This is a genomic window from Galbibacter sp. PAP.153, from assembly GCF_037029175.1.
GTDB classification, from domain to species: Bacteria; Bacteroidota; Bacteroidia; order Flavobacteriales; family Flavobacteriaceae; genus Galbibacter; species Galbibacter pacificus.
Map to the genome: position 1 here is coordinate 31284 of NZ_JAZEUN010000021.1, position 25874 is coordinate 57157.

Annotated in this window: 27 protein-coding genes and 2 tRNA genes; 10 read left to right on the forward strand and 19 right to left on the reverse strand. The window is 38.9% G+C overall.

The features are described 5' to 3' along the window. Positions 1-177: 177 nt before the first annotated feature. Genes UXI14_RS13760 through UXI14_RS13770 form a run of 3 tightly spaced genes read right to left on the reverse strand, consistent with a single transcriptional unit; the run spans position 178 to position 3484 of the window. The gene (locus tag UXI14_RS13760) at positions 178-1131 is read right to left on the reverse strand and encodes a MoxR family ATPase (protein WP_335966631.1); all 954 of its coding nucleotides are present in this window, start codon (positions 1129-1131) and stop codon (positions 178-180) included. Positions 1132-1137: 6 nt separating this feature from the next. Then, on the reverse strand, positions 1138-2601 hold the full coding sequence (locus tag UXI14_RS13765) for a peptidylprolyl isomerase (RefSeq protein ID WP_335966632.1): 1464 nt from the start codon (positions 2599-2601) through the stop codon (positions 1138-1140). Positions 2602-2611: 10 nt separating this feature from the next. Then, positions 2612-3484, reverse strand: coding sequence for a peptidyl-prolyl cis-trans isomerase (locus tag UXI14_RS13770; RefSeq protein WP_335966633.1), 873 nt, complete (start codon positions 3482-3484; stop codon positions 2612-2614). 143 nt (positions 3485-3627) lie between these two features. Between UXI14_RS13770 and UXI14_RS13775 the strand changes: the two genes are divergently transcribed. Then, positions 3628-3870: a hypothetical protein gene (locus UXI14_RS13775; RefSeq protein ID WP_335966634.1), complete on the forward strand. Its 243-nt coding sequence runs from the start codon at positions 3628-3630 to the stop codon at positions 3868-3870. A 301-nt stretch (positions 3871-4171) separates the two neighbouring features. Here UXI14_RS13775 and guaB read toward each other — a convergent pair whose 3' ends face one another. The 11 genes from guaB to proS form a co-directional block, all read right to left on the reverse strand. Beyond that, complete coding sequence (gene guaB, locus UXI14_RS13780; protein ID WP_277901041.1) at positions 4172-5644, reverse strand: IMP dehydrogenase; 1473 nt, start codon at positions 5642-5644, stop codon at positions 4172-4174. Between the two features lie 141 nt (positions 5645-5785). Then, on the reverse strand, positions 5786-6649 hold the full coding sequence (locus UXI14_RS13785) for a hydroxymethylglutaryl-CoA lyase (protein ID WP_335966635.1): 864 nt from the start codon (positions 6647-6649) through the stop codon (positions 5786-5788). 3 nt (positions 6650-6652) lie between these two features. Continuing rightward, positions 6653-7312 carry an HAD family phosphatase gene (locus UXI14_RS13790; protein WP_335966636.1) on the reverse strand — a complete coding sequence of 220 codons (660 nt, stop codon included), beginning with the start codon at positions 7310-7312 and terminating at the stop codon, positions 6653-6655. 108 nt (positions 7313-7420) lie between these two features. Then, positions 7421-8041, reverse strand: coding sequence for a LysE family translocator (locus UXI14_RS13795; RefSeq protein ID WP_335966637.1), 621 nt, complete (start codon positions 8039-8041; stop codon positions 7421-7423). Positions 8042-8044: 3 nt separating this feature from the next. Next, the gene (locus UXI14_RS13800) at positions 8045-9061 is read right to left on the reverse strand and encodes a quinone-dependent dihydroorotate dehydrogenase (protein ID WP_335966638.1); all 1017 of its coding nucleotides are present in this window, start codon (positions 9059-9061) and stop codon (positions 8045-8047) included. 136 nt (positions 9062-9197) lie between these two features. Then, positions 9198-9743, reverse strand: coding sequence for a YfiT family bacillithiol transferase (locus UXI14_RS13805; protein ID WP_335966640.1), 546 nt, complete (start codon positions 9741-9743; stop codon positions 9198-9200). Between the two features lie 67 nt (positions 9744-9810). After that, on the reverse strand, positions 9811-10743 hold the full coding sequence (locus tag UXI14_RS13810; protein ID WP_335966641.1) for a peptidylprolyl isomerase: 933 nt from the start codon (positions 10741-10743) through the stop codon (positions 9811-9813). 97 nt (positions 10744-10840) lie between these two features. Further along, on the reverse strand, positions 10841-11092 hold the full coding sequence (gene rpsT / locus UXI14_RS13815) for a 30S ribosomal protein S20 (protein ID WP_277901034.1): 252 nt from the start codon (positions 11090-11092) through the stop codon (positions 10841-10843). A 66-nt stretch (positions 11093-11158) separates the two neighbouring features. Beyond that, positions 11159-11230, reverse strand: a tRNA-Glu gene (locus UXI14_RS13820). Positions 11231-11293: 63 nt separating this feature from the next. Further along, positions 11294-11365, reverse strand: a tRNA-Glu gene (locus UXI14_RS13825). 85 nt (positions 11366-11450) lie between these two features. Beyond that, positions 11451-12926, reverse strand: a complete 1476-nt coding sequence (gene proS / locus UXI14_RS13830) for a proline--tRNA ligase (RefSeq protein ID WP_335966642.1) — start codon at positions 12924-12926, stop codon at positions 11451-11453. A gap of 98 nt (positions 12927-13024) precedes the next feature. Here proS and UXI14_RS13835 point away from each other — a divergent pair, with 98 nt between their 5' ends. From UXI14_RS13835 to UXI14_RS13845, 3 genes are all read left to right on the forward strand, one after another. After that, the gene (locus UXI14_RS13835) at positions 13025-14188 is read left to right on the forward strand and encodes a hypothetical protein (protein ID WP_335966643.1); all 1164 of its coding nucleotides are present in this window, start codon (positions 13025-13027) and stop codon (positions 14186-14188) included. Positions 14189-14318: 130 nt separating this feature from the next. Next, positions 14319-15851, forward strand: coding sequence for an aromatic hydrocarbon degradation protein (locus tag UXI14_RS13840; RefSeq protein ID WP_335966644.1), 1533 nt, complete (start codon positions 14319-14321; stop codon positions 15849-15851). A gap of 222 nt (positions 15852-16073) precedes the next feature. After that, complete coding sequence (locus UXI14_RS13845; RefSeq protein WP_335966645.1) at positions 16074-16661, forward strand: YkgJ family cysteine cluster protein; 588 nt, start codon at positions 16074-16076, stop codon at positions 16659-16661. Between the two features lie 3 nt (positions 16662-16664). Here the strand turns inward: UXI14_RS13845 and UXI14_RS13850 are convergent, their stop codons facing one another. Genes UXI14_RS13850 through UXI14_RS13865 form a run of 4 tightly spaced genes read right to left on the reverse strand, consistent with a single transcriptional unit; the run spans position 16665 to position 20155 of the window. After that, positions 16665-17318: a class I SAM-dependent methyltransferase gene (locus UXI14_RS13850; protein ID WP_335966647.1), complete on the reverse strand. Its 654-nt coding sequence runs from the start codon at positions 17316-17318 to the stop codon at positions 16665-16667. 37 nt (positions 17319-17355) lie between these two features. Continuing rightward, positions 17356-18282: a bestrophin family ion channel gene (locus UXI14_RS13855; RefSeq protein ID WP_335966648.1), complete on the reverse strand. Its 927-nt coding sequence runs from the start codon at positions 18280-18282 to the stop codon at positions 17356-17358. A gap of 53 nt (positions 18283-18335) precedes the next feature. After that, positions 18336-18767 (reverse strand): SRPBCC domain-containing protein, encoded by a 432-nt coding sequence (locus tag UXI14_RS13860; RefSeq protein ID WP_335966649.1) that lies wholly within the window; start codon positions 18765-18767, stop codon positions 18336-18338. 35 nt (positions 18768-18802) lie between these two features. Further along, positions 18803-20155: a T9SS type B sorting domain-containing protein gene (locus UXI14_RS13865; RefSeq protein ID WP_335966650.1), complete on the reverse strand. Its 1353-nt coding sequence runs from the start codon at positions 20153-20155 to the stop codon at positions 18803-18805. Between the two features lie 252 nt (positions 20156-20407). On the opposite strand from UXI14_RS13865, the gene folE reads away from it, so the two are divergent. The 3 genes from folE (at position 20408) to yidD (ending at position 23033) form a co-directional block, all read left to right on the forward strand. Further along, positions 20408-21088, forward strand: coding sequence for a GTP cyclohydrolase I FolE (gene folE, locus UXI14_RS13870; protein ID WP_277901024.1), 681 nt, complete (start codon positions 20408-20410; stop codon positions 21086-21088). A 90-nt stretch (positions 21089-21178) separates the two neighbouring features. After that, entirely contained in the window at positions 21179-22660 is a 1482-nt protein-coding gene (gene cysS, locus UXI14_RS13875) for a cysteine--tRNA ligase (RefSeq protein WP_335966651.1), read from the forward strand. A gap of 148 nt (positions 22661-22808) precedes the next feature. Further along, complete coding sequence (gene yidD, locus UXI14_RS13880) at positions 22809-23033, forward strand: membrane protein insertion efficiency factor YidD (RefSeq protein WP_335966652.1); 225 nt, start codon at positions 22809-22811, stop codon at positions 23031-23033. 20 nt (positions 23034-23053) lie between these two features. On the opposite strand, the gene UXI14_RS13885 is transcribed toward yidD, so the two are convergent. After that, positions 23054-23635 (reverse strand): PhnA domain-containing protein, encoded by a 582-nt coding sequence (locus UXI14_RS13885; RefSeq protein WP_335966653.1) that lies wholly within the window; start codon positions 23633-23635, stop codon positions 23054-23056. A 140-nt stretch (positions 23636-23775) separates the two neighbouring features. Here UXI14_RS13885 and kdsA point away from each other — a divergent pair, with 140 nt between their 5' ends. The 3 genes from kdsA (at position 23776) to UXI14_RS13900 (ending at position 25865) form a co-directional block, all read left to right on the forward strand. Next, positions 23776-24603: a 3-deoxy-8-phosphooctulonate synthase gene (gene kdsA, locus UXI14_RS13890; protein WP_335966654.1), complete on the forward strand. Its 828-nt coding sequence runs from the start codon at positions 23776-23778 to the stop codon at positions 24601-24603. A gap of 69 nt (positions 24604-24672) precedes the next feature. Then, on the forward strand, positions 24673-25473 hold the full coding sequence (locus tag UXI14_RS13895) for a mechanosensitive ion channel (protein ID WP_335966656.1): 801 nt from the start codon (positions 24673-24675) through the stop codon (positions 25471-25473). Further along, positions 25455-25865, forward strand: a complete 411-nt coding sequence (locus tag UXI14_RS13900) for a hypothetical protein (RefSeq protein ID WP_335966684.1) — start codon at positions 25455-25457, stop codon at positions 25863-25865. The genes UXI14_RS13895 and UXI14_RS13900 overlap by 19 nt, the downstream gene beginning before the upstream one ends. Positions 25866-25874 lie beyond the last annotated feature (9 nt).

Consider the following 25874-nt stretch of genomic DNA (forward strand, 5'->3'; position numbering starts at 1 on the left):
AAAAAGTCAGCCAAAATTTAAAACCGGAGGATTTTATTTAAAATAAAAAGTTGATTTTTACGATTTAATCAATTTAATGATTCTAGAAAACAAAGCTCCTCAATAAAACATTTCTTTGATTATCAAAGTCGTAGTGTTTTGTTAAAAAAACAATATTGCCAAGTGCAAGAATAGCCGTTAAAAAAGGGATGAAATAATTTTTTCTACTAAAAGCCCTTCAGCATCAGCCTTGTAATTTTTTATCACTCGATGCCTTAAAATACCATTGGCCACCACCTGAACATCTTCTATATCGGGAGAGAATTTTCCGTTAATAACTGCATGTGCTTTGGCGGCCAAGATTAAATTTTGAGAAGCCCTTGGTCCCGCTCCCCAATCTACATAGTTATTAACCAACTCGGTTGACAATTTACTATTAGGCCTTGTTTTTCCAACTAATTTAACAGCATATTCCACCACATTGTCTGCAATGGGAACACGACGGATTAAATGCTGGATTTCTACAATTTCGTTTGCTGAAAACAACGGAGTTACGTTTTTAACTTCGTCTGAAGTGGTGGCCTTTACCACGGCAACCTCTTCTTCAAATGACGGATAACCCAACTCTATGGCAAACATAAACCGGTCCAACTGTGCCTCGGGCAATGGGTACGTACCTTCTTGCTCGATGGGGTTTTGGGTTGCCAGCACAAAATATGGCAGGTCCAGTTTATAGTGGTTTCCACCAACCGTTACCGCACGTTCCTGCATGGCTTCCAATAGTGCGGATTGTGTTTTGGGCGGGGTTCTATTAATCTCGTCGGCAAGGATTATATTTGCAAAAACGGGGCCTTTTAAAAATTTAAAATTCCGGTCGTTGTCCAGCACCTCGCTCCCTAGAATATCGCTCGGCATTAAATCTGGAGTAAATTGTATTCTCTTAAAGTTTAAGCCCAATGCCGCGGCTATGGTGTTTACCATTAAAGTTTTTGCCAGACCGGGTACCCCTATTAAAAGGGAGTGGCCTCCGGAATATATTGACAAAAGTATTTCGTTAACAACTTTTTCCTGGCCAATTATAACCTTGGCAATCTCTTTTTTAAGGGCACTGTGCTTCTTAACCAGATTTTCTACGGCAGTAACGTCGGACATTCTTTTTTATTTTTTCAACCAATTATTGGCAAAATCGCAACCTTTGCTATCGGGGGCTACGCTTACATATGTATCTTTAATTTTTTCGTCCATCCATTCGGCAATCTCTTTAAACTGCTTTTCCTTTAAGGCCAGTTCTTTAATTTTTACATAATCTTGCGAATAATCTGCCTTATGTGATTTATATCTTTTTATAACTTTTAATAATTTAAATTGGATACCGGTTCTCGTTTCTTCCTGTAAAGGTTGGGAAATTTGATCTCCTTGCAAATCACTGATCTGGCTGTATAGGGTGGGATCCATTTTGGTGAGCTCGAATTTAGTATCGAATGTTTCTGGGTTTCTTAAAACCCCACCATCGAAACGGGTTTCTTTTTCATCTGAAAAATTTCTGGCTGCTTCAGCAAATGTAAATTCGCCGTCCAAAATCTTGGTACGTATTTTTGCCAGTTCGTCTTTGGTTTCCTCGATGGCTTCCGCAGAAATTTTTGGTCTTAACAGTATATGGCGCACATCGCGTTCTTGGCCCCTTATTTTTTCAACATAAATAATATGATAGCCAAATTCGGTTTTAAAGGGCTCTGAGATCTCGCCTTCATTTGTACTAAAAGCGACGTCCTTGAATTCTTGTACAAAACCAGAGTTTTTGCTCAATTTATATATACCGCCATTACTGTTCTTCCCGGGATCTTCAGAATAGAGTGTTTGCTTTATGGCAAAGCTGGAACCGTTTTCTTCAACATCCCTTTTGTATTCCTTTAATTTATCGATGGTTTCCTTAACTTCTGCTTCAGACGGTTCGGGGACTTTAACAATTTGCGCAATTTCTACTTCATCTCCAAAAACAGGGCGCTCATCTTCGGCAAGGCTGTTATACCATTGCCGTACTTCTTCTGGCGTAATCTCTATTTCTTCTACTACTTTGGCCTGCATACGCTGCGACAATTGCTGAGATTTTACAATTTCAAACAGTTCTTCCCTAAAACTCTGTTCGTCGTCTTTTCGGTAAAATTCCAAAAGTTTTTCCATGGAACCGACCTGCGACACCAAAAAGTCCATTTGCCTGTCTACGGTACTGTTTACTTCGGCATCGGTAACCACAATACTGTCTTGAATGGCCTGATGTGCATATAGCTTGTCTTCCATTAATTTTCCAAGCACTTGGCAACGTGTTATGTTTTTTGTTGAGACACCTTGGGTTTGCATATCGATGAAGCTTTTATCGATATCGGATTCTAAAATTACATACTCTCCAACTACGGCCGCAACCCCATCTACTTTTTCCCGTGTATTGTCTATTTTTACGGTGTCTTTTAAACTGGCTTTTGCCGCCCCAACATTTGTTGTGTCGTTACTTACCAATAAATCGGGAGATTCCACTGCCACCGAATCTACTTGGGTTTCTTGGGCTAAAAGTGGATTTATTATAAACATCAACATACATCCTACAACATATAAAACTTTGTTCATTTTTGTCATTTTATTTTTGCTTATTTTTTTTATTCTCAAATACTTCAAACTCTTTTTTTCGAGTAGCTTCATCCAAAAGATCTTTTTCAAGATTTTTTATAAATTCCAATTTTCTCTTGTTCAATATAATTTTTTTCACCGTTGGGATTACATATTCCAAAGGAGCTGTTTGGCTTCTATTAAGCACTTCATTTACAGTGACCAAATATACTCCTAAAGAATCGGAAAGCTCAAAAAAATGTGATTTTTTTAAATATTCGTCTTTGTTTTCGAGTGTAAGGCCGGGTATTTTTTTTACTACGGAAGACGATTTGACCCATACTGAATCGTTGAAGGAATAGGCTCTGAACTTCAGCTCTGAGTTTTGTAGGTACATGCGGCCATCTTCATCGTATTTTTTAAAAGCTTCCCGTACCATTTTAATATCGGGGTAACCTTCTGAAACGTTTACATACCTAATCTTGACCAGATCCTCGTTTAGTTTAAAATTGTTTTTATGGGCTTCGTAAAAGCTTTCGGCAGCCTCTTCAGATACCGATGTGTCCATAGATTTTGCTACAATGCCCTCTTTGTAGGCGTTGGTGTATAGGTCTGCCCTGTATTGCTTTACCAGATCTTCGAACTGAGCCTGTTTGGCTTCCGTAAGGTTAATCTTAGCCCGCTCCAGCAATATTTGCTCCTGTGCCCAATTTTGGATATAGTTGTTCACCACAATCAAACTGTCTTCGGCCGTGATATTTTTATTCAGTATTTTTTGAAGATCAGATTTGTAGAGGTAATTTTCACCTACCCTGGCCACTGGCTCTTCAACAGGTTCTGAAACGAACAAATTACAAGAAACAAGAAGGGTTGCCGTTATAATTAAAATAAAAAATTTATGCATTATTAAGTACTATTCTTAAAGCTCATGCCCCATTTGGACAAAAATAACAATTAGCCTATATAAATCAAGGATTTTAACAACGCTATAAGATAGTTTTGGGATAGATTTTTAGCTACTTTTACCAAAAAAGATTCAGATAAACTATGGAACACATAAAAATGATATGGGATTTTAGAAGCCCCGCGGCATTAAAAACAGCCCAGCATTATGAAGTTCACCTAAAGGAATTCATGGAAATGGACAAAATCCCTTTTTTGAAGACCGGCCATGAAGTAATAACCCCCAACGAGCATGCCATTGCTTATCTTGTTGTGGAAAAAGAATATCTAATTCCGTTACGAAATAAGCTAAAACCACACCGCGGGGCATATTACAAAGAGGAGTAAGTTTTTTGGTTTCTGGTTGTTATGCTGTTATGTTGCTATCGTACTATGTTGTTGAAAGTTGAGAGTCCAAAGTTGAGAGCTGTAGCCCCTAATAACCAATAACAGTTAACAAATAACCATTTCCCAATCCCTTTTCACTAATCACTTTTTGAGGTTTCAGGTTCAAAGGTGCAAAGGTTCAAAGGTTCAAAGTTAAAGTTTAAGGCTCTTTTCTATTTCCCCTAATAACAATTAACCATTAACAAATAACTAACCCCTAATCCCTTTTCCCTAAAAACTATTATCTATTAACAGCTAACATTTATCTGCTGTAATTGGGAGCTTCTTTTGTAATAGTTACATCGTGCGGATGGCTTTCATGAATTCCGCTTGAAGTAATCTTTACGAAACGTCCTTTGCTTTTTAATTCTTCTATACTGCCTGCTCCGCAATATCCCATTCCGGCACGAAGCCCGCCAATAAACTGATGCATGCTTTCAAACAGCTCTCCTTTGTATGGTACTCGTCCTACAATTCCTTCTGGCACAAGTTTCTTCAAGTCGTCTTCCACATCTTGAAAATACCTGTCTTTACTTCCGTGCTGCATTGCTTCCACAGAACCCATTCCACGATATGATTTGTATTTTCTTCCGTCGTAAATAATGGTTTCTCCAGGCGATTCTTTGGTGCCGGCCAAAAGCGAACCAAGCATTACACAATCGGCACCTGCGGCTATGGCTTTGGGTATATCGCCTGTATAGCGTATACCACCATCGGCAATAACAGGTATCCCGGTGCCCTTAAGTGCGGCCGCTACTTCCAATACTGCGGAAAACTGCGGGAAGCCAACACCCGCAACCACGCGTGTTGTACATATAGAACCGGGACCAATACCAACTTTTACGGCATCGGCTCCATTTTCAACTAAATATTTGGCCGCTTCGGGGGTTGCAATATTACCCACTACTACTTCCAGGTCGGGAAATTCTTTTTTTACTTCTTTTAAAATAGTAACAACACCTCTTGTATGCCCGTGTGCGGTATCGATTACCACAGCATCTACTCCAGCGTGTACCAATGCCCTTGCCCTGTCCAGTGCATCACCGGTAACGCCAATGGCTGCGGCAACGCGCAAGCGTCCAAAAACATCCTTATTTGCTATTGGTTTTTGGGTAAGTTTTGTAATATCCCTAAAAGTAATAAGGCCAATTAGCTTGTTATCCTTGGAGACCACCGGGAGTTTTTCAATTTTGTGCTGCTGTAATATTCCCTCGGCATCTTCCAAAGAGGTCCCTTCGGCAGCAGTTACCAAGTTCCCACTGGTCATCACTTCAATTATGGGACGGTCGTTGTCCCTTTCAAAACGTAAGTCCCTATTGGTTACAATTCCTTTTAAATAGCCTTCATCATCTACAATGGGAATTCCGCCTATACTATGCTCCCGCATGCTGTTTTTGGCATCTTCCACCTTGGCATTTAAGGAAAGTGTTACAGGATCTATAATCATACCGCTTTCGGCACGCTTCACCTTTCTAACCTTGAGCGCCTGCTGTTCAATGGTCATGTTTTTGTGCAGAACGCCAATCCCGCCTTCTCTGGCAATAGCAATTGCCATCCTGCTTTCGGTAACGGTGTCCATTGCCGCGGAGACAATTGGAACGTTGATTTGTATGTTTTTCGTGAATTTTGTTTGAATGCTAACCTCGCGTGGTAATACCTCAGAGTAGTTCGGAACGAGTAGCACATCGTCGTAAGTTAAACCTTCGCCAACAAACTTTGCATTGTGAGCTTCCATATTGCAACTTCTAATTTAGTTGCACGCAAATATACTGCTTTTTTCAGTAAGAATTAAGCTGATTTTCATTTTATGAATATCTTAACTTAATCAATAAAATAACGGTTTAAACTTCAATAAAAACTTTAAAAAATATGGTTTTTAATGATAATTATCGAAAATCTTGATAGCTTCGTTGTAGGCACTTTCAAAACTCATGGCATTTATATTGGTATTTGCCTTGACAGCATTGGCATACGAAAGTAATTTTTCGGTGGGCATGTTTCCCGTAAGCTCATCGGCTGCCATGGGGCAACCGCCAAACCCTTGAATGGCCCCGTCAAAGCGCCTACACCCGGCATTGTATGCGGCATTGACCTTTTCATGCCAACTTTGGGGAGTTGTATGCAAATGTGCACCAAATTCAATTTTGGGGTATCTGGGAATTAAATTAGAGAACAAATAGTGAATGGTTTCGGGGGTTGAAGAACCAACGGTATCTGAAAGCGAGAGGATTTTTATGCCCATTGATGCAAGTTTTTCGGTCCACTTTCCTACAATTTCCACATTCCATGGGTCTCCATACGGGTTACCAAATCCCATGGACAAATAAGCAACCACTTCTTTTCCGGATTTAGTGGCATTCTCTATGATTTCTGATAAAATATCTACGCTTTCTGCAATCGTTTTGTGTGTATTGCGCATCTGAAAGTTTTCGGAAATTGAAAACGGGTACCCCAAATAATCTATTTCGGGAAATTTACAGGCATCTTCTGCCCCACGAACGTTTGCCACTATTGCCAAAAGCTTGCTTTGGGTTTTGGACAAGTCCAGTTTGGAAAGTACCTGTGCGGTATCTACCATTTGCGGAATGGCCTTTGGGGAAACAAAACTTCCAAAATCTACCGTATGAAAACCACAGCGCAATAGTACCTGAATATACTGCGCTTTCTTTTCGGTAGGAATAAAGGCCTTTATTCCCTGCATTGCATCCCTTGGGCATTCTATAATTTTTACCGCTTCCATTTATTACGTGGCAATCAGTTTTATTTTTTCATCGGTTAATTTTGTAAAGCTAGTAATAATTATATCGGCAGGCGATAAATCCTGATTTCCCGAATTCGGGTTCTTATAGCCAATGCATGTCATTTTTGCTGCCTTGGCGGCCCTCACCCCGTTATGGCTATCTTCTATAACCACAAATTTATCTGGGCTAACGCCATACTCATTGGCTACTTTTAAAAAAATATCCGGAAAAGGTTTGCTCCTCTCTATATTTTCTCCACTTATTAAATAATCAAAATAGCTTCTTATTTCTAGTTGGTCAATAAATAAATTTATCAATTTTAATGGAGAAGATGAAGCCAGGGAAATTGATATCCCCATTTTTTTCAATCTTAAAAGTAAATCTATCACACCCGGAACCGGGGCTATTTTTCTTTTGCCCATTTCAATAAACAAAAACTCCTTATGAAAGTTCATTAGCTCGCGGGCGTTTGTTTCGATACTGAAATCGGTCCGGATTTTTTCCCACATGGGAATTGCCGCCATCCCTACTAAAGTATGATGATATGCTACTGAAAATTCTAGGTTAAGTTCCTGAAAAACTTTATTTAATATTTCTTGATGCACCGGTTCACTGTCTACTATGACCCCGTCCATATCGAAGATAAAATGATCTTTAGTCAAAATTAATTACGTTTAAATCAAAGGTAAACATCCTCTATTGCTTACACAAGTGTTTTTAAACGGGCAATAAAGAATAATTAAGTTATAAAAAGGACAAAGAATAAAACGTTACTTTAATAAAAGGAAGGCTGCTATCCCCATAAAAACCACTATTTGAAGCCATTTTAGTACCAATCCGGTATTTTTATGTTGTTTTAAATATATAGAAATACGTCCGGCCAAAATTGCTATAAAAGCAAAAATAATAAAGGAAACCACTATAAATATGGCTCCAAGAATATAAAATTGCCATACACTATTCATTGAATCGCTAAATAGGAACCCCGGAAAAAAAGCCAGAAAAAAAATAGAGACCTTGGGATTGAGCACATTCATAAAAAAACCTTGAACAAAAAGCGACTTGTATGTTTTTTTCGGGACATGCCCTTCCCCCAATTTAATATGGGCATTGCCTTTAAAAACTTTATAGGCCAAAAACAACAAATAACCGGCACCAACAACCTTTAAACCCGTAAATAAAAATGGAGACTGCTTAATAAGTACTGAAACCCCAAAAGCCACCAAACTGGTATGCACAACACACCCCGACATTAAGCCAAAAACAGTAGCCAAGCCACTTTTTACGCCATGGATCATGCTTTGCATTAACACATATATATTGTCTGGCCCGGGAGCAAACGCCAAGGCCGCTGTAGCCAATACAAATGCATATAGAATTTCTAAATTCAACAACTACGATTTTAAAATAGCCTTATTGATTTTTTTTACCAATGACGGACCTTCATATATAAATCCGGTATAAATCTGTACCAACGATGCCCCTGCATCTATTTTTTCCAGAGCATCTTTTGCCGAATGAATTCCACCCACACCAATAATCGGGAATGACTTATTGCTTTTTTCGGACAAAAAGCGAATTACCTCTGTAGCTCTTCGTGCAAGCGGCACCCCACTCAAGCCTCCGTTTTCTTTTTTATTTTCAGAAGCAAGTCCTTCCCTGGAAATTGTTGTGTTTGTAGCAATAACCCCTGCTATTTTCGTTTCGTTCACAATAGCAATTATGTCCAGTAATTGATTGTTGGTCAAGTCTGGTGCTATTTTTAAAAGTATTGGCTTGGTCTTTTCTTTCCCCCGGTTTATTTCCTGAAGTGTTTGCAACAACTTGGTTAACGGCTCCTTGTCCTGAAGTTCTCGTAAATTTGGAGTATTGGGAGAGCTTACGTTCACAACAAAATAGTCTACATAAGGATATAATGCCTCAAAACAAATTTTATAATCATCTACAGCATTTTCATTGGGAGTATTTTTATTCTTGCCAATGTTCCCGCCAATTAAAACCCCTTTATTTTTCTTTAAGCGATCAACAGCTTCCTGCACCCCGCCATTGTTGAACCCCATCCTGTTAATAATGGCCTTGTCGGTTTTTAACCTAAACAGCCTTTTTTTAGGATTTCCGGGCTGTCCTTTTGGGGTTAAGGTCCCTATTTCTACAAAACCAAATCCAAAATTATGCAATTCGTTGTACAGTTTGGCATCTTTATCAAAACCGGCGGCCAAGCCTACCGGGTTTTTAAATTTTAACCCAAAGACCTCTCGTTCCAATTTTTTATTATCCAAACAATAAAAAGCCCTTGTTATTGCAGAAGCACCGGGAATTTTGTTCAGAAATTTAATTATGGAAAATGTAAAATAATGCACTTTTTCCGGATCGAACTGAAAAAGAATAGGCCTTATAAGTAATTTATACATGAAAAATGCTTGTTTGCGCAAAAATACTTGAAAGTTAAAAACTATGCCTTATTTTTTTCTTTATATTTTTTTGACTATCCGGGTTTAAGCTTCACAAAAAACAACAACCCCATAAAAAACTTACGCAGCCAGCCCATTAAACCCAGTCTTCCCTTTTGGCCAATTCTTTTATATGCGCAAAATGATGCCTGCAATGCCAATCGTAAATTCCAATTAACTGCTTCAGCGATATTTCGGCTTTAGATTCCGGATGTACAAAAGTTCGGTTTAATTGCTCATCTGTTAAACCTTTCAGCATGTATGCCCATCGCTTATGCAAAGATTCTATCAAACTCAAAGAAAGATCAACATCTGCATGCGCCCCATCGTCCAAAAGTGCCCATCTATCTTCATGGTATGCCTTTATGGTTGGTTTTTCCTCGGTAAGTGTCCATTTAAAACGCACATAACTGTTTATATGGCTATCGGCCAGATGGTGTATAACCTGACGCACCGTCCATCCGCCCGGCCTGTATGGCGTATCGAGCTGAAGGTCATCAAAATCCTCCACCAGGCTTTCCAGTTTATCGGGGAAAAACTCAATGGTCTTGATCCACTTTTGTATGTCTTTTGAAGTAATATTGTCGGGAATTGTAAATTTCCCGATTGGATATTTTAGTTTTTCTAGCGCTTCAGTAGTCATGCGCCAAATATAAAAAATCCTGTTACACCAAGATGCAACAGGACCTTAAATTGTTATAATAATTTTATTATTTAACGTTTACCAGCTCAACATCAAAAATAAGTGTTGCATTTGGGGGGATTATCCCTCCGGCGCCTCTTGAGCCGTAACCTAAATGAGCAGGAATTACAAAACGGGCTTTATCGCCTACCTGAAGCAAGGCAATCCCTTCGTCCCAACCAGAGATTACCTGACCAGCACCCAAAGTAAAATCTATTGGCTGGTTTCTGCTGTAGGAAGAATCAAAAACCTGGCCGTTTTCCAGTTGTCCCTTATAATGAACCGAAACCGTTTTTCCTTTTTCGGCTTTTGCACCATTTCCTTTTTGAATCATTTTATATCTCAGTCCGCTTTCGGTCTTTTCAAACCCGGCGGCCAATTTTTCCAATGCTTCTTCAGCCTTGGCCTTTTCGGCGGCTACTCTTTTTTCTCTTTCGCCTTCAAAGGTCCTAAACGCTTCAATGGCATTCCAATTTTTGGCTTCTTCACCTATACGGATAACCTCAACACTCTCCAATTTATCTCCCTGCTGTACGACATCTACAATTTCCTGCCCCTTTTCAACAAATCCAAAAACGCTGTGTTTGTCGTCAAGCCATGGAGTTTCAACGTGTGTAATAAAAAATTGAGATCCGTTTGTTCCCGGTCCGGCATTTGCCATAGACAGTACGCCGGGCCTGTTATGCCTTAGTTCTGGATGAAATTCGTCGTCAAATTTATAACCTGCGTCGCCTGTACCGGTTCCCAACGGGCAGCCTCCTTGAATCATAAAGTCGTTTATTACCCTATGGAAAGTAAGTCCGTCGTAGTATGGTTTTCCTTGTGGTTTTACACTATTTTCCATGTTTCCTTCGGCCAGGGCCACAAAATTACCAACTGTTCCCGGGGTTTTGTCGTAAGTTAATTTTACAAGAATTTCTCCTTTTGAAGTATTAAACTTTGCATAAATGCCGTTTTCCATATCTTTCTAAAATCTATTAATATTTAAAAAAAAGTCTAAAAAAAAACGCTCCACAAAATAGCAGAGCGTTTATAAATTATAGTATAAAACCAGATTATTAAAGAGCGTTCACTCCTTTAGTTAATCCAGATTTTAGGTTTCCAGCCTTATTGGCATGGATAATATTTTTCTTTGCTAATTTGTCTATCATACCAATTACAGAAGGTAATAAAGTTTCTGCTTCTTTTTTATCTTCAGTAGCACGTAATTTCTTGATAGCGTTACGTACAGTTTTATGTTGATATTTATTTCTTAGACGAACTGCTTCGTTTCTTCTAATTCTTTTTAATGCCGACTTGTGATTTGCCATCTCTCTAAACTTAAATTTTTTAAAAAAATGTAGAAATTACTTCTACTTTTATCATTATTTTTAAAGTAGTCCGTAGGGGAATCGAACCCCTGTTACCAGGATGAAAACCTGGCGTCCTAACCCCTAGACGAACGGACCAAAATACTCTTTTTCAAGAGTTACGGTAAAAAACCGTGTATGTCAAATTGAACTTAATCTTAGTAGTCCGTAGGGGAATCGAACCCCTGTTACCAGGATGAAAACCTGGCGTCCTAACCCCTAGACGAACGGACCATTTTTTTCTCAATTGCGGATGCAAAAATACAACTATTTTTAAATCATACAATACCTGTAAATATTTTTTTTGGATTTTTTTGAATTAATAAGCTTTGGCAAACAATACGCGCCGCTCCGAAGGCTTGCCAGAATAGACACACTGCCCTTTTTCAGCTTTGGCATCTAAAGGAATACAACGTATGGTTGCCTTGGTTAACTCTTTAATTTTATCCTCGGTTTGGGCGGTTCCGTCCCAATGCGCTGATAAAAATCCGCCTTTTGTTTCTAAAAGCTCTTTAAATTCCTCAAAAGTATCGACCTCGGTAATATGCGCATCTCTATATTCTTGTGCTTTTTTGTATACGCTTTCCTGAATTTCTTCAAGCAGCCCTTGAATCTTTTCAACAACAGCTTCAGCGGCAACGGTTTCTTTGGTCAGGGTATCCCTTCGGGCAACTTCATACGTGTTGTTTTCCATGTCGCGCATCCCCAAGGCAAGTCGAACCGGAACCCCTTTCAATTCATATTCATTAAATTTCCAGCCCGGTTTGTAGGTATCCCTGTCGTCGTATTTAACTGTAATGCCTTTAGAACGGAGTTCCTTCAGCAAAGGTTTTACTTTTTCGGTGATGGCATTTAACTGTTCTTCTCCTTTATGTATGGGCACAATTACCACTTGTATAGGTGCCAATTTTGGAGGCAGTACCAATCCGTTATCATCACTATGCGTCATAATAAGGGCTCCCATCAACCGTGTTGAAACCCCCCAGGAGGTTGCCCAAACATAGTCCTGCTTCCCTTCTCTGTTGGCATATTTTACATCGAAAGCTTTGGCGAAATTCTGACCCAAAAAATGAGATGTTCCTGCCTGCAAAGCTTTTCCGTCCTGCATCAAGGCTTCAATACAATAGGTTTCCAAGGCCCCGGCAAAGCGCTCGCTATCTGTTTTCACTCCTTTTATTACGGGAACCCCCATGAAATCTTCGGCAAATTCGGCATAGACATTCATCATCTGCTCGGCTTCGCGCACTGCTTCGTCTTTGGTTTCGTGGGCGGTATGCCCTTCCTGCCATAAAAATTCGGCAGTTCTTAAAAATAAGCGGGTCCGCATTTCCCAACGCACCACATTGGCCCATTGATTCACCAATATTGGCAGATCTCTGTACGATTGCACCCATTTTTTATACGTATCCCAAATAATGGTTTCCGATGTTGGCCTTACAATAAGTTCTTCTTCCAGTTTTGCCTCTGGATCTACAACCACCCCGCTACCATCTTCGGCATTTTTTAACCGGTAATGGGTTACCACGGCACACTCTTTGGCAAATCCCTCCACATGATCGGCTTCTTTACTTAAATATGATTTTGGAATGAACAATGGGAAATATGCATTTTGATGACCTGTTTCCTTGAACATCCTATCCAGTTCGGCCTGCATTTTCTCCCAGATTGCATATCCATATGGTTTAATTACCATACACCCCCGAACAGCCGAGTTCTCAGCCAAATCGGCCTTAACAACCAATTCATTATACCACTTTGAATAATCTTCGCTTCTCTTAGTTAAATTCTTACCCATTATTTGTAGTTTGGCACAAAACTTGCACCTTAGTTAAATGTAATAAATAGTTTGACAAAACTAACTATTTTTGTTATGTTCAACAATAAATATTTGCAATGATGAAAACACTATACTTTTTTAAAAAAATAAAGGCTTTTACGGCCGTTTTGATCATTGGAATCCTTGTAGCTTCGTGCGGTTCTTATGAACAGGCTTCTTATTATGACAGAGACGGAATCTATAATGACGATATTGCTTATTACGACGATACGCAAGCACCCAATGATAAAAAACAAAACGAAACAACCGAAAATGTGGTTGTTACCGATTATGAGACCTATTTCAACAGCAGGTCCCAAATGTTGGATAACGCTATAGAATACCAAGAACAAAACGACGTTTTTACCGATGTTGATGGATATTCCAGCTCTCAAGTAGACAGCACAGATGTTACCCAGGAATATGCACTAAACTACAACTCCGGAAATCCCGGCTGGGGAGAAAACCCGGAAAAAACAATAGTTAATGTATACAACAACAGTTGGGGCGGTTATTACGGTGGCTACTACGGCGGATGGTACGACCCGTTCTGGGGACCTTATTATGGTGGCTGGTATGGAGGCGCCGGATGGTACGGACCCGGATGGGGAATTAGCTGGGGTTGGGGATACAACTCATGGTACGGCCCCTACGGACCTTATTATGGTGGCGGATGGTACAGACCAGCATATTATCCTTATTATTACGGACACCGCTATGCATATACAAACTCAAGAAGAGGGTACTACGGAAGAACTACAGCCGCTGTTTCCAGAAGCAGCCAAGCAACAAGGCGTAGCAGTACAAGTGCCAGGACTTCCAGAGGGTATTCAAGAAATGCAAACGCAACCAGAAGCAGCAGAAGCTCTGTAAGCCGAAACGGCTATTCAAACAGTGCACGAGTTGGTGTTGACCGCGATAGGTACACCAGATCTTCGGGATACTCAAGAGGCGATAATTCTAGAAATTCAAATTCCAGCTATTCAAGATCATCTTCAAATAGTAGTAGAAATAATTCTGGTTATTCAAGATCGTCGAGTTCCTCCAGAAGCAACTCCAGCTACTCAAGGTCATCTAGAAGTAATTCAAATTACTCAAGATCATCAAGCTCGTCCCGTAGCAGCTCCTATTCAAGACCTTCGACTAGCAGAAGTAGTAGCTCTTATTCAAGATCGAGCGGTGGAAGCAGGTCTTCTGGCGGCAGTTCAAGAAGTTCAGGCGGAAGAAGAGGCGGAAGATAAAAAACACAATGTCTTGGGCTTACTTAAGCTCAAGATATTGCTATATTAAATTTTACCTAAGCGTATAATTTAACGGCAATCAAACAACATAAAATAAGTTTTACTACATTCTCAACTTTTAAATAATCAAATGAAAAATAGAGTTTTATTAATAACGGCCTTGTTCGTCGGCGTGATAGCCTTTGCGCAAAACAGAAACGATGTCGTGCTGTACGGAAACGACAACTTAAACGGTACGGCCCGTTTTCAAAGTATGAGCGGAGCCTTTGGTGCCCTTGGCGGGGATATGTCTGCCATCAATATCAATCCGGCAGGTTCGGCCGTGTTTACAAATACATTATTCACTATTTCAGCAGCCAATTATCATGTAAAAAACGACACACGCTATTTTAACGGGGACAGCAATACCGATTTTTCCAATTTAAGGCTTAACCAAATTGGAGGTGCCTTGGTATTCAACAATGGAAACACCAATTCTCCATGGAAAAAATTTACCATGGCTTTTAATTATGAGCTGAGCAATAATTATGAAAATGAATATTATGCCATTGGAGACGGAAATACCTCTATTGCGCAGTACTTCCTCAACAATGCAAACGGGTTTGCAGTGGGCGATTTAGAACCTATTAACAACGAAACCATAACAGATGCCTATGTAAATATTGGTTACGATTTGGGGTACAGTGCACAACAAGGTTTTCTCGGGTACCAAAATTATATTATAGACCCGGCCACAATGGACAATCCAGATGAAACAAACTATATTTCCAATGCCAAGTTCTCTAACGGAATAGGGCAAGAGCAATTAGTGGTTACCTCGGGTTTTAATAGCAAGTACACGCTTAATTTTGCCTCTCAGTATTCCGACAATATTTACCTTGGTTTTGGGTTAAATTTCCATAGTCTGGAAAGGACAAAAAACACACAATTTGACGAATATGGTTACGACAGCGATTCCAAACTTCAATATGTACAGTTTGACAACGAATTGTTTACCTACGGAAACGGATTCTCGTTTAATATAGGCGGAATAGCCAAGTTGAATAATATTGTTCGTGTGGGGGCCAGCTATCAATCGCCTACATGGTATACAATGACAGACGAACTTTTTCAAAGGATCAATACCGATTATTATGCCGATCCAAACGATGCAAACACAACTTATTCTGAAGCAACTCCAAATTCAACTATAGTTTTCCCAGATTATAAAATTCAAATTCCAGGTAAATATACCGGTAGTGCCGCCTTTATTTTTGGCCAGTCGGGGCTTTTAAGTGTAGATTACAGCTATCAGGATATGTCCAATGCTAAGATAAAACCTACAACCGACCCCTATTTTGCCGAAGAAAACAGAGCCATGGAAGAATTGTTCCAAGGTGTTTCGACCGTTAGGGTTGGTGGCGAGTACCGTATAAAAAACCTAAGCCTAAGAGGCGGATACCGATACGAAGGAAGCCCATACAAAGACGAATTTACAATGGGCGAACTCAATGGTTACTCTCTAGGGATAGGCTATAATTTTGGCCCAACAAAACTGGACCTTGGTTTTAGCCAAGCATTTCGCGATTATAATGTCTCTTTATATGACACCGGACTTACCTCTACGGCTGCAATAGACAATAAAAACACAAATGTTACCTTATCGTTTACGTTTAATATGTAACACACAACTTTTAAAATTTAAAAGAGGCCCGGTATAAAATTATATACGGGCTTTTTTAAAAGTCTTTTTCTACAAATTTTATTTATCCGATTTCATTTTCATATTAAAAATAAATTACATTTACGGTCTGTATGAGCACTTTTTAAAAACTCATCATTTACGTAGTATGCAGGACATTTTGTTTTAGTTGCAGCTGATAATTATATGTCAATTGTACGAAAAGTGAAAGCAATCGAACGCTTATTCGGTTGCCTCGATGAAGAAATCAACCAGTTTCGTGAAACCACGGGCATATTTTGCGCAAGCGGATGTGGAAAATGCTGCAACAAAGCCGATATTGAAGCTAGCCCATTGGAATTTTTGCCCCTTGCCTTTTATTGGTTTTTAAGGCACGAAGCCATAACAAAACTGGAACAATTACAAAACAACATTTCCCCAACCTGTATTGTGTATTCCCCGCTCTCTATTGAAAATATCACGAAGGGCAGTTGCGAAACATATCTATACAGAGGATTAATTTGCCGTTTGTTTGGCTATGCGGCCACCACCGACAAGTATGGAGATATGCGACTTGTTACTTGTAAATTGATTAAGGAAAATCAAGCCGAGAATTATTCCAAGGCCATTACTTTGCTCAAACAAAAAGAATATGTCCCTATATTTTCTGATTATTACAAAAAGTTGATGCAAATAGATTTCTATTTGGGCAACCAGATAATGCCCATTAACGATGCCCTAAAAAAAGCCCTGGAAATTGTTTTGAATTATTATTCGTACAGACCGTTTCCTAAATTTAAAAAAGCAGTTTAGAAATCATTTCCCTAATAACGCTACGTGGTAAATCCGGGTTACCTCCTCCCCGGCCTTACTGGTTACTTTTTCTGCTTTTTGGTCGATTTTCAATAATTTAAACGGAGAGCCCAAGGCAAGTACCTCCATATCATCGGCACTGTATAAAGCAAATAATTCTTTTACAAAAGGAAGTTGCTGCATAAAAGTCTTATCGGCAAAACTAATGCTAAAATGCCCGCCGGGTTTTAATACACGATATACTTCTTCTAAAAATTCTTGTGGGTTTTTCCAAAAATATACCGTGTTGACAGTAAAGATTTTATTAAAAAAATTAGCTTCAAAAGGCATATTGAGCCCATTGTACAAACAAAAGGAAACTTGATCTTTGAAAGGCAAGGTATTTTTAATGGCTTCGTTATGCATCGATTCAGAAATATCAATCCCGAAATATCGAAGTCCGTTAGCCTCATGCATCAAATTGTCTACATGCTTGCCATTTCCATGCCCTATTTCCAAAATATTGCATTCATCATAAATTTCAAGGGCATTTATGGCTGCCAATGTCATTCCTATATTGGTTGCATGCATGGCTTCGCCCATTTCTATGCCTTTTTCCCCTTTTGGGCAAAAAAGCTGTGCTTCAATTTCAGAAAGTTTTTCTTCTTCAATATTCATCTTAAGTTTTTAAAATTCAAAATATTAAATTTAACCGTTACATAATGTACTCTCCATTAATGCTTTTAACCGGCGCTGGAATGTTGGTTTCCTTTAATGCTTCGAGAAGGTTAATTTCTATGGTCCTCGTTATTTGGTCAAGCGGAATCCCCGTTGGAATATTCTCGAACGGGTTTAACAGTGCCATTCCTATTTTATGGGTAGTCAAGAATATATAGCCCACCAATATACCTATCATAATAGACCATGCCCCCATTTCGTCTACCGAAGACCATGTTACGCTTATAATGAATATCCAGATGAACACCCGTGTATAAAAATTGTAGGTGGTAGGAAACACGGTATTCTTTATGCGTTCGGACATTCCCATTTCATCACAAAAATTAATAAGCATTTTATTGAATTCCAAAAACTTAAATCCGTCAATAGCATCCTGACTTCTAAGCTTTTCCAAATCTTCGGACTGCAAGTTTAAAATGGCGTTTGATTTGTTTGATTCTTTTTCGACCGCTATTATATCTTCTTTAGAAAGGTATGCTCTGTAATCTTGGAAATTAGAATTTCTTAAATTGTCCTTCAAAGCATATAAAAAAGCTATGTGGCGGTACACCATTGTATGCTTCAAGGTGTGCAAATCTACTGTATCTGCCGCCGGGGCTTCTTTTACGTAATAAATAATTTGCCTGGCCCAAGAACGGGAGTCGTTTACCAGAGAGCCCCATATTTTTCGTGCTTCCCACCAACGGTCGTATGCCTGGTTATTGTTAAAACCAATGAAAAAAGCCAAGGCAGTACCCAAAATGGTCGGGATAATGCTGGAAACCAATATGGAATCGAACAAATGAATGGATTCTATGTATTTATAAAAAAAATAAGCGGCAACACATGCAATAATCTCAAAGAGAAAATGCCTCCATGTTCCGCTTAAAATTCTATAAACGTTTACTTTTTTAGAAATAAGCATTTACTATAAGTTTTTAATACTTATAAATATAATACTTCTTTCACAATTATGCTTCACGATTGATTTGCTAAATAACCCGGTAGGCTTTTTTTTACGATTTCCTCCCATCCTGCCACAAAATTTTCGCGGGAAAGATCGCTGCCGGCATCCATAAAGTTTTCTATACCGCTATGCTTTAACCGCACCAAAGTTTTACCGTCTTGGGCTGCAAGTTGCCAACTTACAATGGAAACGCCTTTGGAGTACTCGGGGTAGCTCCAACTGTAGCGTATCCGTTTTTCAGGAACAATATCTATAATTCGGCATACATGTTTAAAATTAGTGCCATTGGGCTCGTAAAAATAAAACTCGTTTCTTTCGCGCAATTCAAAATTATTTACGGTAAAATACCAATTTTTCATTTTTTCGGGCACCGTAAGTGCTTTCCATACGCTTTTAATAGTTGCGTTAACTATAGTTTCTACAATAATTGTTTGATCTTTCATTCTTTATTCTTTTAATGAAATATCAGTTTAGGGCATTATCGTTTTAGAGTGAAATTACTTTTATAAATTTTTAATTCTTTGTCTGCATTAGTATACTCCAACCGAAACCAATAATCAGATGAAGGCATCATTTTTCCGTTGTAAGTTCCGTCCCATCCTATGGCGACGGTTGCTAATTGTTTCAATAATTTACCATAACGATCAAAAATATAAACACGTCCCGTTGTATTTCCTTCCAACCCGACCACGTTCCATGTATCGTGTATGCCATCGCCATTTGGGGTGAAAAACTTTGGATACCCAGATACCATTACCGGGACTTCTTCCGTTCCGCATCCACTAATATGTTTTATGGTAACAGTGTTTAGGCCCACGGGGACATTTTTAAAATAACCGGATTCTTGAAAATTGCCATCGTTTAGTTGAAATTGATATTCACTGGCATCTTCAACGCTTATATCTATGGTGTTATTGTTAGAGAATTCCACAAGGTCTATATTGGTAACAACAGGCGTATTTACAGGCAAAAATTCGAGTTCTACCTCATCGTATTCAGAAAAACCCTGCGGATAAATTGCCTCTACCCTGTATATACCATTTGAAGCAGCTTCATATGTTGGACCGGTAGCCCCTGCAATAATGGTAAAATCATCGATTCCATTATCGGGAGTACTGTCTACCGACCATCTATATGTGCTTGCGTTCTCGAAAGTCCCGTCAAGGATATAGGTTTCCCCTTCACATAAAACCTCTTCCGGCTCCTGCAAAAGATCGGGCACTAAAGAACAATCTAAGGCCTGGTTGCTACCAGAAAAAACATTTCCGGTAAATTCCAACTGAAAACCATTGGACTCCCCAAAATAGCTGTTCACCAAAAGTAGATATTCTTCGCCTTCCTGCACCTGCATAAACGGGGCATACGTAACGGTTTGGGTGCCCGTGGCCGGGTTAATACCTACCCCCGTATAATCGTTATCGTTTATAAAATCTATGGCAATATTAGAAATTCCGCAATCTACCAAAGTACCATCGTTGCCAACTGGATTCCCCAAACTGCCACAAACCGGATTGGGGCCATATACCGCAAAATCAAGGTCCTGCCCCGCTTCATTTGGCAATATGTTAAATCCTAATTGTCCGGTAGCCATTGCCCTAAAACGAAACCATACAGCGTTAGATTCTATGCCGTCGTTCTGTCCCTGCAATAAACATCCGCTTTGGGTAGCACCGTTAAAATCGTCTGTTCCGGCACCATTTAAAACGCCGCTGTTGAGTATATCCTTACATATAGGAACGGCATCAATACAATCTGGAGAAATAGATTGTGAAAAAATTTGAAAGTTTCCTATAAAAAATACAACTAAAAAGCATGGGGCTATTATCTTCATTTGTATTGGTTGGTACAGATTGAAAGTTAATAAATAAATAAAATGATTGCAACTTACTACAATATTAACGTTAATAGGGCATAAATATGTATCTTTGCTGTCAATTTTTTATTGACAGCCACATTGTTTACAATTAACATACGGCTATAGTCCCCGGCGTAGTTGACAGCAATAAAAAATATATTTTAAAGGACTGATAATGATTTAATTAAGAAAAGTCATTAACAGACTTTAAAACAAATAAAATTACTTATGAAAATAGATAAAGCTTTAGAAGATCACTTTGAAGAATTAGGAAACGATCATGCATCATCTGCAGCCGAAACTCCCATGAGGCCAGATGCCTTTGATATTTCAGATGACGAAAAAATAGAACAAATAGAATCCCAGGTATACAATATCATGGAGACTTTGGGGCTCGACCTTACAGATGACAGTCTTCGCGGCACCCCAAGAAGGGTTGCAAAAATGTTTGTTAAAGAAATTTTTTCTGGGCTACATCCAGACAGAAAACCTAAAGCTTCTACGTTTTCCAACAAATACAAATATGGCGAAATGCTCGTTGAAAAAAACATTACGGTTTATTCTACATGCGAGCACCATTTATTGCCCATTGTCGGCCGTGCCCATATTGCGTATATCTCTAACGGAAATGTTGTTGGACTTTCCAAAATGAACCGTGTTGTGGATTATTTTGCAAAAAGACCACAAGTACAAGAACGTATGACCATGCAAATTGTACAAGAGCTACAAAAAGTCTTGGGCACTAAAGATGTTGCTTGCGTTATCGATGCAAAACACCTTTGTGTAAACTCGCGTGGGATAAGGGATATTGAAAGCAGTACCGTTACCGCAGAATTTGGCGGCAAATTTAAAGACCAGGCAGTGCGCAGGGAATTTTTGGACTACATAAAACTCGATACGGAATTTTAAGGAAAATTGAATAACCAAAACTATTTGCAAATTGGCAATGATTAATTTTAGGGTTATTATTGCCATACTAAAAGAAAACAGCCCGCATACATGTTATTTAAAGATCAAGAATTAAAAGTTTACAATTCGCTTACAGGAGAAAAAGAAATATTTAAGTCTATTACAGAAGGATATGTTGGCATGTACGTTTGCGGACCCACCGTATACAGCAATGTACATTTAGGAAATGTAAGGACTTTTATGTCTTTTGATATGATTTTTAGGTACCTTAAGCATTTAGGCTACAAAGTGCGGTATGTTAGAAATATTACCGATGCCGGGCATTTGGAGAACGATGCAGACCAAGGGGAAGACAGGATTGCAAAAAAAGCGCGTCTGGAGCAAATAGAACCCATGGAAGTTGTACAGCGCTACACGGTAGATTTTCATAACACGCTCAATAAATTCAATAATTTACCGCCCAGCATTGAACCAACGGCCACCGGGCACATTATTGAACAGATCGAAATAATAAAAGAAATACTCGATAACGGCTTTGCCTACGAAGTAAATGGTTCGGTTTATTTTGATGTTTTAAAATTTAACGAAACAAACGAATACGGAAAATTAAGCAAGCGTAAGGTTGAAGACCTTATCCATAACACCCGCGAAACCGCCGGTCAGTCCGAAAAGAAAAACCCGCAGGACTTTGCCCTTTGGAAAAAAGCAGAACCTCAGCACATTATGCGCTGGCCTTCGCCATGGAGCGATGGTTTCCCTGGATGGCACCTTGAATGTACCACCATGAGCACCAAATATTTGGGCGAGCAATTTGATATCCACGGCGGGGGCATGGACTTAAAATTTCCACACCACGAATGCGAAATAGCACAAGCTGAAGCCTCTACGGGGAAAACACCCGTTAATTATTGGTTGCATGCCAATTTACTTACCTTAAACGGCAAGAAAATGGCAAAATCTACCGGGAACAATATATTGCCCAACGAAATATTTTCTGGCGATAACGATATTTTAAGCAAACCATTCTCCCCGGCAGTAACCCGTTTTTTCATGTTGCAGGCACATTACAGAAGTATTTTAGACTTTGGCAACGATGCCTTATTGGCTTCAGAAAAAGGGTTTAACCGATTAATGGATGCATACCATATGTTAGACTCCTTGGCAACGGGAACCACGTCATCTTTTAACGTAAAGGAATGGAAACAAAGTTGCTACGATGCAATGAACGACGATTTTAACACCCCTATACTCATTGCAAATTTATTTGAAGCCGTAAAACAGGTTAATTTAATAAAAGAAGAAAAAGCTTCCATTTCTGCCGAAGACCTTAAAGTTGTTAAAGAATCCATGCAGGCCTTTATTTTTGATGTTCTTGGTTTGCAAGATGAAAGAAATGCCCAAGACAATTCTTCTGATAAATTAACAGGAACCGTCGAGCTCCTTATACAGTTAAGGTCCGAAGCCAGGGCCAACAAGGATTTTGCAACTTCAGATAAAATCAGGGACGAACTGACCTCCCTTGGGGTACAGCTTAAGGATGGAAAAGATGGCACTACTTTTAGTTTGAATTAATTGATAGTTGATAAGTGTTAATGGTTAATTGTTGAATTTATAAATCTTTGAAACTTGAAACCTGAAACCTTTACAACTTTGAACCTTTGAACCTTTGAACCTTTGAACCTTTGAACCTTTGAACCTTTGAACCTTTGAACCTTAAAAATTGTTAAAAAAAATCATTATAGCGCCTTTTATTTTTCTGGTGCGGGTGTACCAAACGGTTATTTCGCCGTTAACCCCTGCCACGTGCCGCTATACCCCTACATGCTCGCAATATACGGTTGAGGCTTTAAAAAAGCACGGCCTGTTTAAAGGTGGTTGGCTGGCCGTAAAAAGAATTGCCAGTTGTGGCCCTTGGGGAGGTTCGGGCTACGATCCGGTTCCTTAAAATTTCTGAATTTTACTTTTTTATTGTTTCTTCACAAACTTTGTAAGTATCACAATCATTTGCCCTGCCACCTTTCCTTCTATTTGTTCATGATTGTCGTGAACCAATCTAATATTTCTAACAGCTGTTCCAATTTTTGCGTTTAGTGAAGATCCTTTCACATCCAAATCTTTTATAAGCGTTACAGTATCGCCATTTTGAAGGATATTGCCATTGCTGTCTTTATGCAACTGGACGCTTCCGTCATTTAAATGATCTCCAGATGCTTTTGCCCATTCCAACACATCATCTTCAAGGTATATCATATCCAGTGCACCGGCTGCCCAGCTTTCGTTTCTAAAACGGTTCAACATTCGCCAAGAAACCATTTGTACGGCAGGAATTTCGCTCCACATGGACATCGGTAAAATCTTTTCCCAAAATGCACTGTCCGGTTCTTCCCTTTTTTCTATTTGATCAAGGCATTTTTTTGTAATCAAAATAGCGTTTATGTCGTTGCTTTTATTGCTAAATGGAACTTCATAAACAACTAAATCGTTCGTACCACCACTTAATTCGCATGTATTTCCACTTCTTTCCTTTAAAAAGTCTTCCTGTTTCATAAATTCATATTATATTCTACAAAAATATAACATTGCGTTTATAGTGGCTCTCATATATCAATATAAATTTTAACCGCACATAAATTGACTTCAACCCATGCCCCTAAACTTTGTATCTTTGCACTATAAAATTTTCATCAATGGAATTAAATAAAATCCCACAAATAAAACATACCGATAAAAACAACTTTTTTTTATTGGCCGGGCCATGTGCCATTGAAGGCGAGGACATGGCGCTTAAAATTGCCGAAAGAGTAGTTTCCGTTACCGATAAGCTACATATTCCTTATGTATTTAAAGGAAGTTTTAAAAAGGCCAATCGTAGCCGAATTGATTCTTTTACGGGAATTGGCGACGAAAAAGCCCTGAAAATCCTTAGAAAGGTATCCGAAACATTCAATGTCCCCACCATAACAGACATCCATGAAGTAAACGATGCCACTATGGCCGCCGAATATGTCGATATTTTACAAATTCCCGCTTTTTTGGTGCGTCAAACAGACCTTGTAGTTGCCGCCGCCAATACGGGAAAGACCATCAATTTAAAAAAGGGCCAGTTTATGAGCCCTGAAAGCATGAAGCATGCCGTACAAAAAGTATTGGACTGTAATAACGAACAAGCCATTATTACTGACCGCGGAACCATGTTTGGCTATCAGGATATGATTGTAGATTTTCGCGGTATTCCAACCATGAAACAATATGCCCCCGTTGTGCTGGACGTTACCCACTCCTTGCAACAGCCCAATCAAAGCAGTGGTGTTACCGGTGGAAGACCCGAATTAATTGGCACCATTGCCAAGGCTGGAATTGCGGCCGGGGTTGATGGTTTGTTTATGGAAACCCACTTTGATCCTGCCAATGCAAAAAGTGACGGTGCCAATATGCTTCACCTCGATCATATAGAAAAACTGCTAACGCATTTAACAGAAATTAGGCAAATTATATACAAACAGAAACAAAAATAGAATTTATTTCTTGTATATATTCTTATTTTCTCTTATATTAAGCAAATTATTAATTTTAATCTAAATTAAATGCATAATATAAGAGAATATTTACAGCCTTTTACCGATAAGGTTTTAGAATTTTTGCCTAGTATGGTAGGTGCCGTTTTGGTTTTACTTATCGGATGGCTTATTGCGAGGGGAGTTAAGGCTGTAGTTGTCAAGCTTCTTAAAAAAACTACTGTCGACGATAAATTACTCGCAAAAACAGACATAGGAGACACCAATAAATTTATTGGCAACATATTTTATTATGTCATCATGATTATTGTAATTATGGTGGTCCTTGAACTATTGGGTGTAAGCAAAGTATTATCCCCATTAGAGCGTATGGTTGCACGCATACTTAGTTTTATACCTAATTTAATAGCAGCCTTTTTAATTGGTTTTGCGGGTTATTTGCTGGCAAAATTTGTATCAAACCTTATTAACCTCGGCGGAACATTTTTGGATAAGATCATAGAAAAAACAGGGTTTAAAGACACCGACAGCCTTATTAACATAATCCAAAAAGTAATTTTCATTCTTATTTTAATCCCTTTTTTGATTCAAGCTTTAAATTCTTTGGGAATAAAGGCAATATCAAGGCCGGCAAACAATATACTTAACCAGTTTACGGTAATGATTGGCGATATTTTGGTAGCCGCTGCTATTTTGGTGTTATTCATCTGGGGAGGTAAATACCTTACAAATCTTGCACAAGATTTATTTAAAAGCATGAAAATAGACATGCTGAAAAGATTCAGCTTCAGAAAATTATTGGAAAAGAGCAATCGGTTTCTGCAATACTGGCCAATATCTGTTATTTCTTTATCGTTTTCTTTGGTATAATTACAACGGTAGAAATTTTGGAGCTGGATAAGCTTACCAACATTTTAAATGAAATTCTAGAGCTTACCGCACAAATTTTATTCGGCCTGTTTATATTGGTCATAGGAAATTACATTTCGCTCCTTATTTACAATATGGTAAACAAGTCGCAAAGCAACAAATTTGTAGCCGGGATAATCCGTGCGGCCTCCCTGGCATTATTTATTGCAATAGCATTGCGTACCATGGGGATTGCCAACGAGATTGTTGAAACGGCCTTTACCTTTATTATAGGTGCCATTGCCGTTACCGTTGCATTAAGCTATGGCCTTGGTGGCCGTGAAGCGGCTGGAGAACATTTTAAAGAGATTATTCAGAAACTTAAGGGCAAAGAGCCTTCAAAAGAAAAATAACTAAAAATA

Coding starts and splice junctions, on each gene's coding strand:
- UXI14_RS13855 (WP_335966648.1), bottom strand. CDS start 18,282: ATGCTTATTTCTAAAAAAGTAAACGTTTATAGAATTTTAAGCGGAACA.
- UXI14_RS13860 (WP_335966649.1), bottom strand. CDS start 18,767: ATGAAAGATCAAACAATTATTGTAGAAACTATAGTTAACGCAACTATT.
- folE (WP_277901024.1), top strand. CDS start 20,408: ATGAAAATAGATAAAGCTTTAGAAGATCACTTTGAAGAATTAGGAAAC.
- proS (WP_335966642.1), bottom strand. CDS start 12,926: ATGGGTAAGAATTTAACTAAGAGAAGCGAAGATTATTCAAAGTGGTAT.
- guaB (WP_277901041.1), bottom strand. CDS start 5,644: ATGGAAGCTCACAATGCAAAGTTTGTTGGCGAAGGTTTAACTTACGAC.
- UXI14_RS13810 (WP_335966641.1), bottom strand. CDS start 10,743: ATGGAAAACGGCATTTATGCAAAGTTTAATACTTCAAAAGGAGAAATT.
- UXI14_RS13785 (WP_335966635.1), bottom strand. CDS start 6,649: ATGGAAGCGGTAAAAATTATAGAATGCCCAAGGGATGCAATGCAGGGA.
- UXI14_RS13770 (WP_335966633.1), bottom strand. CDS start 3,484: ATGCATAAATTTTTTATTTTAATTATAACGGCAACCCTTCTTGTTTCT.
- UXI14_RS13765 (WP_335966632.1), bottom strand. CDS start 2,601: ATGAACAAAGTTTTATATGTTGTAGGATGTATGTTGATGTTTATAATA.
- UXI14_RS13775 (WP_335966634.1), top strand. CDS start 3,628: ATGGAACACATAAAAATGATATGGGATTTTAGAAGCCCCGCGGCATTA.
- kdsA (WP_335966654.1), top strand. CDS start 23,776: ATGGAATTAAATAAAATCCCACAAATAAAACATACCGATAAAAACAAC.
- UXI14_RS13835 (WP_335966643.1), top strand. CDS start 13,025: ATGATGAAAACACTATACTTTTTTAAAAAAATAAAGGCTTTTACGGCC.
- UXI14_RS13840 (WP_335966644.1), top strand. CDS start 14,319: ATGAAAAATAGAGTTTTATTAATAACGGCCTTGTTCGTCGGCGTGATA.
- UXI14_RS13800 (WP_335966638.1), bottom strand. CDS start 9,061: ATGTATAAATTACTTATAAGGCCTATTCTTTTTCAGTTCGATCCGGAA.
- UXI14_RS13805 (WP_335966640.1), bottom strand. CDS start 9,743: ATGACTACTGAAGCGCTAGAAAAACTAAAATATCCAATCGGGAAATTT.
- UXI14_RS13885 (WP_335966653.1), bottom strand. CDS start 23,635: ATGAAACAGGAAGACTTTTTAAAGGAAAGAAGTGGAAATACATGCGAA.
- cysS (WP_335966651.1), top strand. CDS start 21,179: ATGTTATTTAAAGATCAAGAATTAAAAGTTTACAATTCGCTTACAGGA.
- UXI14_RS13850 (WP_335966647.1), bottom strand. CDS start 17,318: ATGAATATTGAAGAAGAAAAACTTTCTGAAATTGAAGCACAGCTTTTT.
- UXI14_RS13865 (WP_335966650.1), bottom strand. CDS start 20,155: ATGAAGATAATAGCCCCATGCTTTTTAGTTGTATTTTTTATAGGAAAC.
- rpsT (WP_277901034.1), bottom strand. CDS start 11,092: ATGGCAAATCACAAGTCGGCATTAAAAAGAATTAGAAGAAACGAAGCA.
- UXI14_RS13760 (WP_335966631.1), bottom strand. CDS start 1,131: ATGTCCGACGTTACTGCCGTAGAAAATCTGGTTAAGAAGCACAGTGCC.
- UXI14_RS13895 (WP_335966656.1), top strand. CDS start 24,673: ATGCATAATATAAGAGAATATTTACAGCCTTTTACCGATAAGGTTTTA.